This is a genomic window from Gemmobacter sp., from assembly GCF_016792925.1.
GTDB lineage: Bacteria > Pseudomonadota > Alphaproteobacteria > Rhodobacterales > Rhodobacteraceae > Gemmobacter.
On the sequence record NZ_JAEULU010000112.1, the window covers coordinates 1 to 7996 of the forward strand.

6 protein-coding genes are annotated in these 7996 nt (G+C 63.2%); 5 read left to right on the forward strand and 1 reads right to left on the reverse strand.

Annotation, left to right across the window (positions count from 1 at the left end; translation table 11 throughout):
* Window positions 1–1324 (reverse strand): DEAD/DEAH box helicase (locus JNN06_RS05805; RefSeq protein WP_291238651.1); only part of this gene is annotated, 1324 nt, incomplete at its 3' end.
* Between the two features lie 435 nt (window positions 1325–1759).
* Here JNN06_RS05805 and JNN06_RS05810 point away from each other — a divergent pair.
* The 5 genes from JNN06_RS05810 to JNN06_RS05830 all read left to right on the forward strand — a co-directional run.
* Complete coding sequence (locus JNN06_RS05810) at window positions 1760–2437, forward strand: class I SAM-dependent methyltransferase (protein WP_291238652.1); 678 nt, start codon at window positions 1760–1762, stop codon at window positions 2435–2437.
* A 179-nt stretch (window positions 2438–2616) separates the two neighbouring features.
* Entirely contained in the window at window positions 2617–3810 is a 1194-nt protein-coding gene (sucC, locus tag JNN06_RS05815; protein ID WP_291238653.1) for an ADP-forming succinate--CoA ligase subunit beta, read from the forward strand.
* On the forward strand, window positions 3811–4431 hold the full coding sequence (locus tag JNN06_RS05820) for an STM3941 family protein (RefSeq protein ID WP_291238654.1): 621 nt from the start codon (window positions 3811–3813) through the stop codon (window positions 4429–4431).
* 1 nt (window position 4432) lies between these two features.
* On the forward strand, window positions 4433–5317 hold the full coding sequence (gene sucD / locus JNN06_RS05825; protein ID WP_291238655.1) for a succinate--CoA ligase subunit alpha: 885 nt from the start codon (window positions 4433–4435) through the stop codon (window positions 5315–5317).
* Between the two features lie 113 nt (window positions 5318–5430).
* Window positions 5431–7996 (forward strand): 2-oxoglutarate dehydrogenase E1 component (locus JNN06_RS05830; protein WP_291238656.1); only part of this gene is annotated, 2566 nt, incomplete at its 3' end.

The window sequence follows — 7996 nt, forward strand, 5'->3', positions numbered from 1 at the left end:
GGCGCGGGGCCGAAGTGCCCCCCTCGGGCCGGGCCGGGCGGGCAGGTTTGGCGCCCTGCTGTTTGGCGCCCTGCGGCTTTGCCCCCTGAGGTTTCGCCCCCTGCGGCTTGCCGGGGCGGCTTTGCGGGCGCCCGCCGCCGGGATTGCCGCGGCGCTGGCCGGGCTTGGGTGCGGCGGCCACGGCCTCCGAGGCCCAGGGCGCGCCGCCCAACACCGGTACCGGCTTTTTCAGCACGGCCTCGACGGCGCGCAGCTCGTCCATCTCGGCCGGCGCGCAGAAGCTGACCGCAGCCCCATCCGCCCCGGCGCGCGCAGTGCGGCCAATGCGGTGAACGTAATTCTCCGGCACATTCGGCATGTCATAGTTATAGACGTGGCGCACCAGCGGAATGTCGATGCCGCGCGCGGCCACATCGGTGGCCACCAGCACATCGACCTGACCCGCCCGGAAATCGGCCAGCGCGCGCTCCCGCTGGTTCTGGCTGCGGTTGCCATGGATCGCCACGGCGTTGAAGCCCCAGCCGGTCAGGAATTTGGCAATCTTGTCGGCCCCGTGCTTGGTGCGCGAGAACACGATGGCGGCCTCGCCCGGATGCTTTTGCAGATAGCTTTCCAGCAGACGGCCCTTGTCGCCCTGAGGAATGAAATGCACGCCCTGGGTGATCTTGTCGGCGGGCTTGCCGGGGGGCGAGACCTGCACGCGGATCGGATCGCGCAGATAGGTCGCGGCGATTTCCTCGATATCCTTGGGCATGGTGGCGCTGAACAACAGGGTCTGGCGCTTGTGCGGCAGATGGCGGGCGATGGTGCGCAGGGCGTGGATAAAGCCCATGTCCAGCATGTGATCGGCCTCGTCCAGCACCAGATAGGTGCAGCGCTCCAGGCTCACATCGCCGCGCTCCAGCAGGTCGATCAGGCGGCCCGGCGTGGCGATCAGCACATCGGTGCCCTTGGCCAGACGATCCGACTGGCGGTTGATCGAGGCGCCGCCGACGACCATGGTGATCTTCACCGGCGTGCCACGGGTGAAAGCGTAAAGATGTTCGTAAATCTGCTGCACCAGCTCGCGCGTGGGGGCGAGGATCAGCGAGCGCACATTGCGCGGCCCGGCGGGATGGGTCACGTCCAGAATGCGCGTCAGCAGCGGCAGGCCGAAAGCGGCAGTCTTGCCGGTGCCGGTCTGGGCAAGGCCCATCAGATCGCGCCCGCGCACCACATGCGGGATCGCCTCGGCCTGAATGGGGGTGGGGGTGGTGAAGCCCGCAGCGGGCAGGGCGGCCAGCAGCTTGGGCGAAAGGCCCAGATCGGCAAAAGAAACAGTCATGTCATCATCCTTCACGGCCAAAGGCCGTTCCGGCGCCATTGGCGCCACAGGGGCGGAACCGCCTCGCAGCAGGGGTCATCCCCCGATGCCGTCAGCCCGCGGCGCCCCTGCGTGAAGGTGGGAACCAGTGTCCGGGCTGCAAAATGGCTCACGCGGCCGAGCGGCGGACCTGTCGCAGATGGGCGCTGCGCGTGCAAATGTCAAGCCTGCTGTGGCCGGGCAGGGGGCGCTCGCGCCCCCTCGGCGCGTGCCGCGCCTCACCTCAAGGGGGGCGTGAAGCGCCCGCCCGGCCCTGAGGATACTTGGGAACAGAAAATGGGGAAGAGCCCTTTCATTTTCTGTTCCCAAATATCCTCGGGGGTGCGGGGGCAGACAGCCCCCGCGCGACGGGAGGGCAGGCGTTCCGTTCGGGCCGGATTGGCGCTATAACGGGGCATGAGCCGCTTCATCTCGCCCTATCACGCCCCCGACTTCATCCCGCAGGCCCTTTCCAAGGGTCAGCACCGCGCCATCATCGGTGGGCGGTGGGAGGAGACCGGCTGGCAGCAGATGCGGCTGCTGATCGCCGAGGGACTGCGGCCCAAGCACAGCCTGCTTGACGTTGGGGCCGGGCCGTTGCGCACCGGCTGCCGGGCTGTGCCTTACCTCAACCCCGGCAATTACTGGGCCACCGACATTTCGGGGGATCTGCTGCGCCAGGGCTATGCGCGCGAATTGACCGAAAGCGACCGCGCGCGCTTGCCGCGCAGCCAGTTGATCGAGGACGGCGCCTTTGACCTGCCGGGGGTGCCGCGCGAGGTCGATTATGTCCTGTGCTTCGCCGTCTTCACCCATTTGCCGCTGAACCATCTGCGGCGCGGGCTGTTGCGGGTGGCGGGCCATGTCACGCGCTTCGAGAAGTTCATCTTCACCGTTTTCATGGCCCCCGATGCGCAGGCAAGCCTTGGCCCGGTGCGCCAGCCCGACGGGGTGGTGACGCATGACATCCGCCCGCCCTATCATGTTCTGGCCGAGGATGTGCGCTCCTTTGCGGCGCAGGCGGGGTTGCGGCTGGAAATCCGGCCTGACCGTCTGCCTCGCGGGCAGGTTTTGTGTCTCGCGACTCGGGGCTGAGCAGATGCGGCAGCGCGGCGTTTCCGCAAACAGTCCAGCTTTGTGATCACAGTTTTTCTGGCTGTGATCACAAAAGCGATTTTTCTGCTTCAAAAGCCCGGTAACCCGCAAATCGCATTTTGAACACGCCTTTTTCTATGGCATCACGCCCGCAAATCAGCAGCGATGGGACATGATCCATGAACATCCATGAATACCAGGCCAAGGCCCTTCTGCGCAGCTATGGCGCGCCGGTGTCCGATGGCCGCGTCGTCTTGAAGGCGGATGAGGCCAAGACGGCGGCGGGCGGTCTGGAAGGCCCGCTCTGGGTCGTCAAGGCGCAGATCCATGCAGGTGGCCGCGGCAAGGGCAAGTTCAAGGAGCCGGAAGCCGGCGAAAAGGGCGGTGTCCGTCTGGCCAAATCGGTGGAAGAGGCCGAAGCGCTGGCCAAGCAGATGCTGGGCCGCACGCTGGTGACGCATCAGACCGGCCCGGTGGGCAAGCAGGTGAACCGCATCTATATCGAAGCGGGTTCGGACATCGCGCGCGAGCTGTATCTGGCGCTGCTGGTTGACCGTCAGACCTCGCGCATTTCCTTCGTGGCCTCCACCGAAGGTGGCATGGATATCGAGGAAGTTGCGGCGCAGACCCCGGAAAAGATCATCAGCTTCTCGGTCGATCCGGCCTCTGGCCTGTCCGATTTCCATGGCCGCCGCGTGGCCTTCGCCCTCGGGCTGGAAGGCGCGGCCGTCAAGCAATGCGTGGCGCTGGTCAAGACGCTCTATAAAGCCTTCACCGAGAAGGACATGGAGATGCTGGAGATCAACCCGCTGATCGTCATGCCCGATGGCAACCTGAAGGTGCTGGACGCCAAGATTTCCTTCGATGGCAACGCGATCTACCGCCATGCCGACATCGCCGCCCTGCGCGACGAGACCGAGGAAGACCCGAAGGAACTCGCCGCGTCGAAGTTCGATCTGAACTATATCGCGCTGGATGGCGAGATCGGCTGCATGGTGAACGGCGCGGGCCTTGCCATGGCCACGATGGACATCATCAAGCTGTATGGCGCTGAACCCGCCAACTTCCTCGATGTGGGCGGTGGCGCCACCAAGGAGAAAGTGACCGAGGCCTTCAAGATCATCACCTCTGACCCGAATGTCAAAGGCATCCTCGTGAACATCTTCGGCGGCATCATGCGCTGCGACGTGATCGCGGAAGGCGTGCTGGCGGCGGTGAAGGAAGTGGGCCTGAAAGTGCCGCTGGTCGTCCGTCTGGAAGGCACCAATGTGGAGCTGGGCAAGGACATCATCCGCAATTCGGGTCTCAATGTCATCGCGGGCGACAACCTCGCCGATGCGGCACAGAAGATTGTGAAAGCGGTGAAGGGCTGAATGCTTTTTGCAGAGGCGTGCTTTGCGCGTCTCTGCCACTCGGATGGTAAAAGCATGATGGAAACAGCAAAGATCGATACAACACAGGTAATCAGCATCGAGAGATCGAGGCTGAAGGTGGTATTTCTCTTTGCTGGCACATTGGCGCTTATCCTAGTGTCTTGGTGGCTGGTTCTAGGTCCAAGAGAAAGTTTCCGTGCTGGCGCGCTGTTTTGGGGTGTGATCGGGATGAGCTTTTTTGGCCTTTGCCTGATGGCTTTGGTCTGGCAACTTTTCACGGTCCCCAAGTTTGTGCTTACGCTTTCGCCTCAAGGACTTCGCGATATGCGCTTGTCGCGCAGCGAGATCCCTTGGGAGGCAGTGCTTAACGTTAGGTCCGACAAGAAGTACAAGATGCTAATCCTTGATCTTGCAGCGGGAACCCATTTGCAACTGACGTCGCTCTCGAACGCGATGCTAAGGCTCAATAGGGCCTTTGGTCACGATTTCTGGGTAAACGCCGGGGACCTGAAGCTGAGCTTTGCCGAGCTAAATGACTTGGTTCACGCTTACTGGCGTGCCTATGGACCTGAAAAAATCAACGACGGGCAGAGCCCAACAGTAGAAATCAGAGGAGCCTGATATGGCCGTTCTCGTAAACGAAAATACCAAGGTGATCTGCCAGGGCTTCACCGGCTCGCAGGGCACGTTCCACTCGGAGCAGGCGATTGCCTATGGCACCAAGATGGTCGGCGGCGTGACCCCCGGCAAGGGCGGCACCACGCACCTGAACCTGCCGGTGTTCAACTCGGTGCATGAAGCGCGCCATGTGACCGGCGCCAATGCGACCGCGATCTATGTGCCGCCGCCCTTCGCCGCCGACTCGATCCTCGAGGCGATCGACGCCGAGATGGAGCTGATCGTCTGCATCACCGAAGGCATCCCGGTGCTGGACATGATGAAGGTGAAGCGCGCGCTGGAAGGCTCCAAATCGCGGCTGATCGGGCCGAACTGCCCGGGCGTCATCACCCCCGGCGCCTGCAAGATCGGCATCATGCCGGGCCATATCCACCAGCGCGGCAGCGTCGGCGTGGTGTCGCGCTCGGGCACGCTGACCTATGAGGCGGTGAAGCAGACCTCTGATCTGGGTCTGGGCCAATCCTCGGCCGTGGGCATCGGCGGCGACCCGATCAAGGGCACCGAACATATCGACGTGCTGGAAATGTTCCTGGCCGACCCGGAAACCCATTCGATCATCATGATCGGCGAAATCGGCGGCAGCGCCGAAGAGGAAGCCGCGCAATTCCTGGCGGATGAGAAGAAGCGCGGGCGCTGGAAGCCGACCGCCGGTTTCATCGCGGGCCGCACCGCGCCGAAAGGCCGCCGCATGGGCCATGCCGGGGCCATCGTGGCCGGTGGCAAGGGCGATGCGGAATCGAAGATCGAAGCGATGAAATCCGCTGGTATCATCGTGGCTGACAGCCCTGCCCATCTGGGCGAGGCCGTGATGAAGGCCATCGGCAAGTAACGATATGTCAACGCTCCCCGGTGCAAACCGGGGGGCACAAACTTTCGGGCGGCGTGTGCCGCCCGCTCTCCCTGACCCTTTCCGGCCCCGACCATCCTCAAGGATAAACGCCGATGACCGATCAATCCCCCAACAGCGCGGCCCATGCCCAATCCTATCTGGATGGGGCCAATGCCGAATATATCGACCAGCTTCAGGCCCGTTTCGCCGCCGATCCCAATTCGGTGGATGCGGGCTGGGCGGCGTTCTTTGCCGCCTTGGGCGAAAGCGAGCTGGACGCCAAGCGCGCCGCCGCCGGCCCGTCCTGGGCGCGGGCCGATTGGCCGCCGAGTGCTGCGGATGACCTGACAGCGGCGCTGACCGGCGAATGGCCGCTGGTGCCGAAAGAGGCCAAGGGGGCAGGCGCCAAGATCGCGGCCAAGGCCGCCGATGCAGGCGTGGCGGTCAGCCAGGAGCAGATCCAGCGCGCCGTGCTGGACAGCATCCGCGCCATCATGATCATCCGCGCCTATCGCATCCGCGGCCATCTGGCTGCCGATATCGATCCGCTGGGCATGCGCGACGCCTCCGCCCACCCGGAGCTGGACCCGAAATCCTATGGCTTCACCGAAGCCGACATGGATCGCCCGATCTTCATCGACAATGTGCTGGGTCTTACCCATGCCTCGATGCGCCAGATCCTCGACATCGTGAAGCGCACCTATTGCGGCACCTTCGCGCTGCAATACATGCATATCTCCGACCCCGAACAGGCCAGCTGGCTGAAAGAGCGGATCGAGGGCTATGGCAAGGAAATCGCCTTCACCCGCGAGGGTCGCAAGGCCATTCTGAACAAGCTGGTCGAGGCCGAGGGCTTTGAGAAATTCCTGCATGTGAAATACATGGGGACCAAGCGCTTCGGTCTGGACGGGGGCGAAGCCCTGATCCCGGCGATGGAACAGATCATCAAGCGCGGCGGCAATCTGGGCGTCAAGGAAATCGTCATCGGCATGCCGCACCGGGGCCGTCTGTCGGTGCTGGCCAATGTGATGGGCAAGCCCTATCGCGCCATCTTCAACGAATTCCAGGGCGGCAGCTTCAAGCCCGAGGATGTGGACGGGTCGGGCGACGTGAAATATCACCTCGGCGCCTCGTCGGATCGCACTTTTGACGGCAATACCGTCCACCTGTCGCTGACCGCCAACCCCTCGCACCTTGAGGCGGTGAACCCGGTCGTGCTGGGCAAGGTGCGCGCCAAGCAGGACCAGCTGGGCGATATGGACAAGCGCAGCGCCGTGCTGCCGATCCTCTTGCATGGCGATGCGGCCTTTGCCGGGCAGGGCGTCGTGGCCGAATGTCTGCAATTGTCGGGCATCAAGGGCCATCGCACCGGCGGCTGCCTGCATATCGTGGTGAACAACCAGATCGGCTTCACCACCGCGCCGCATTTCTCGCGCACCTCGCCCTATCCGACCGACATCGCGCTGATGGTGGAAGCCCCGATCTTCCATGTGAACGGCGATGATCCCGAGGCCGTGGTACATGCCGCGCGCGTGGCCATCGAATACCGCCAGAAATTCGGCAAGGATGTCGTGCTGGACATCTTCTGCTATCGCCGCTTTGGTCACAACGAAGGCGATGAGCCGATGTTCACCAACCCGGTCATGTATAACCGGATCAAAAAGCACAAAACCACGCTGCAACTTTATACCGAGCGGCTGGTGAAGGATGGCCTGATCCCGGAAGGCGAGATCGAGGATATGAAGGCGGCCTTCCAGGCGCGCCTGAATGAGGAATTCGAGGCCGGTCGCGAGTTCAAGCCGAACAAGGCTGACTGGCTGGATGGCCGCTGGAAGAACCTCTCCAAGGAGGGGATCGAATATACCGCCGGCAATACCTCGATCAAACCCGAGACCCTGGCCGAGATCGGCGCGGGCCTGACCCGCGTGCCGGAGAATTTCGACATCCACAAAACCGTCGCGCGCCAGCTCGACGCCAAGAAAAAGATGTTTGAAACCGGCGAGGGTTTCGACTGGGCCACCGCCGAGGCCATGGCCTTCGGTTCGTTGCAGGTCGAGGGCTTCCCGGTGCGTCTGGCCGGGCAGGATTGCACGCGCGGCACCTTCTCGCAGCGCCATTCCGGCCTGATCGACCAGTCGACCGAAGAACGTTACTACCCGCTGAACCATATCCGCGCCGGTCAGGCGAAGTATGAAGTCATCGACTCCATGCTGTCGGAATATGCCGTGCTCGGCTTCGAATACGGCTATTCGCTCAGCGAACCCAACGGCCTGACGCTGTGGGAGGCGCAGTTCGGCGATTTCGCCAACGGCGCGCAGATCATGTTCGACCAGTTCATCAACTCGGGCGAGTCGAAATGGCTGCGGATGTCGGGCCTTGTCGTCCTTTTGCCGCACGGGATGGAAGGCCAGGGGCCGGAACATTCCTCGGGCCGTCTGGAACGCTTCCTGCAACTCTCGGCCGAGGACAACTGGATCGTCGCCAACTGCTCCACCCCGGCGAACTACTTCCACATACTGCGCCGCCAGATGCACCGCGACTTCAGAAAGCCGCTGATCCTGATGACGCCGAAATCGCTGTTGCGTCACAAGCGTGTGGTCTCGACAGTTGAAGAACTCGGTCCAGATAGCTCCTTCCACAGGCTGTTGTGGGACGACGCTCAGATGGGCACCGCCTCGA